This window comes from Aeromicrobium sp. (assembly GCF_014378035.1).
Lineage (GTDB): Bacteria > Actinomycetota > Actinomycetes > Propionibacteriales > Nocardioidaceae > Aeromicrobium.
Genome location: NZ_JACMOM010000016.1, coordinates 1 through 2,070 on the forward strand (window position 1 = coordinate 1; position 2,070 = coordinate 2,070).

Consider the following 2,070-nt stretch of genomic DNA (forward strand, 5'->3'; position numbering starts at 1 on the left):
CCCATGATCAATGCCCTCGGCATCCCCCGGCACCTGCTGCTCCTCGGCGGGACGTCCGACATCGCCCTCGCGATCGCCGAGGCATTCGCCGCACCGTCGCCGGGCCTGCGTGTCACGCTCGCCGCCCGTCCGGGCGAACGACGCGACGCCGCCTTACGCCGGCTTGAGGACCGGGGCTGCGTCGTCGACGGTATCGACTTCGACGCGCTGGACACTGCGTCGCACGCCAGCGTGATCGAGCGGGTCGACAGCGACATCGACATCGCCGTCGTGGCATTCGGTCTGCTCGGAGACGCCGAGCAGGCCTGGACCGACGTCGAGGCCGCGCGCGAGTTGGCAGCGGTCAACTACGTCGGCGCCGTCACGACCGGTGTCGCGCTGGGCGCCAGGATCCGGGCCCAGGGCCACGGTGTCGTCGTCGCACTGTCGAGCGTCGCCGGTGAGCGACCCCGACGGTCCAACTTCGTGTATGGCTCGACCAAGGCCGGCATGGACGCCTTCTACACCGGGCTCGGCGAGGCGCTGCGCGAGCTGGGCGGCCGTGTGCTGGTCGTGCGGCCCGGGTTCGTGCACTCCAAGATGACCGAGGGCTTCGACGCGGCCCCCCTGGCCACGACGCCCGAGGCTGTGGCCGCTTCAGTCGTCGCCGCCGTGCGCGACGGCAAGGAGCAGATCTGGGTACCCGGAACGCTGCGCGCGGTCATGTCAGGGCTTCGGCATCTGCCGAGGTCCGTGTTCCGCCGGCTTCCGGTGTAGGCGGCGGACGCCCGACCGCATCAACGAGGCAAGACCGATCATCAGCGCGATGCCCGTGACCGCCCACACCAGGGTCATGACCCGCCTGTCCTCCCGCGTGATCGGCTCGGAGCGGGCTCCCTCGATCGCGAACAGCCTCATGCCCTCACCCCCCACCGTGAGCTCGGGTGCACCCTTGACCTGTTCGAGTGCCTGCGGGGCGCCAGCAGTATCAGTCTCGACCACGACCAGACCGATGCCCTCGCGACGCAGGGCCTCGAGCCGATCGCCACTGTTCACCACGGTGCTCCGAAGGATCTTCTGCACGGCAGCAGCACGCGGGTCCTCGCCCGCGATCTGCTGGCCCGACACCTCGAGGTCGTCGTTCGTCACGGTGGTGCGGTCGAAATAACGCCCTGCGGGGTCGAGCACGGGCGTGCCGTTGTTCCACGCGGGAGCCCGATAGGCAGTGAACGGCAGAACCAGCATGTCGCCCGTCGTGCTGGTCTTGGTGATGATTCGCCGGGTGTCGGCCCACGACGCGGGATAGGACACCGGCTCGAGCCGCCCGCCGACTCCCCATGCCAGGTCCGGCAGGGCAGCCAGCGGAAGGATGAGTGCGAGCACCGTCACCGGCGCCTGCCACGATGTGAGCTCGAACCTGGTGAACGCGGCATGGACACCCGCACCGAACGCCACCGCCTCGAGCGGGACGAGCAGCGCCAGCCAGCGGGTTCCGTCGCGGATCAGCCCGCCTGCGGGCACCTCGGCAACGACCCGTGCCATCTGGTCGGGGGCCAGCCACCCCGACAGCGCGACGGCCAGCCCGATGACGCCTGCGACGCCCAGAACCGCAAGCAGCCGACGGTCGTCATCACGCCACAGCGTGACGAGACCCAGCACCATCACGGCCGCCATGACGAGGGCGAGCACGACGGAGATCAGCAGGGTCCGCGAGGTCGGCACGACGTCGAGGTTCCAGATTCCCCCAAGGGTCAGCGCAGACCCGAACCGTCCGAAGAAGCCCTCGTCCTGGACGTCGAACAACCCCACCGCGGCAGGATCGGATCTCGCGATCGAGACGTGCCGAAGACCCGCGACGATCCATGGACCATTCAGCACGGCTGCGAGGAGCACGACCCGGACCAGCCCCCTGCGCCCGGCGGCGACCACACCCAGCACAGCACCCATGACTCCGGAGGCCGGCGTCAGGGCCGTGGCCGCGAGCGCCACCGTCACGACGGACCACCGCGCCCCCCCTCTGTCGTGGAGGGCATGGATGAGCCACGGAAAGCCAGCACACGCCATCAGTAGCGGCCACTGCCCGAGCACCAG

Annotated in this window: 2 protein-coding genes; one reads left to right on the top strand and one right to left on the bottom strand. The window is 70.0% G+C overall.

Annotated elements, in window-relative coordinates:
• On the top strand, positions 1–756 hold a 756-nt coding region (locus tag H7290_RS00965), incomplete at its 5' end, for a decaprenylphospho-beta-D-erythro-pentofuranosid-2-ulose 2-reductase (RefSeq protein ID WP_290512146.1).
• On the opposite strand, the gene H7290_RS00970 is transcribed toward H7290_RS00965, so the two are convergent.
• Positions 706–2,070 (bottom strand): hypothetical protein (locus tag H7290_RS00970; protein WP_290512147.1); only part of this gene is annotated, 1,365 nt, incomplete at its 5' end. The genes H7290_RS00965 and H7290_RS00970 overlap by 51 nt on opposite strands.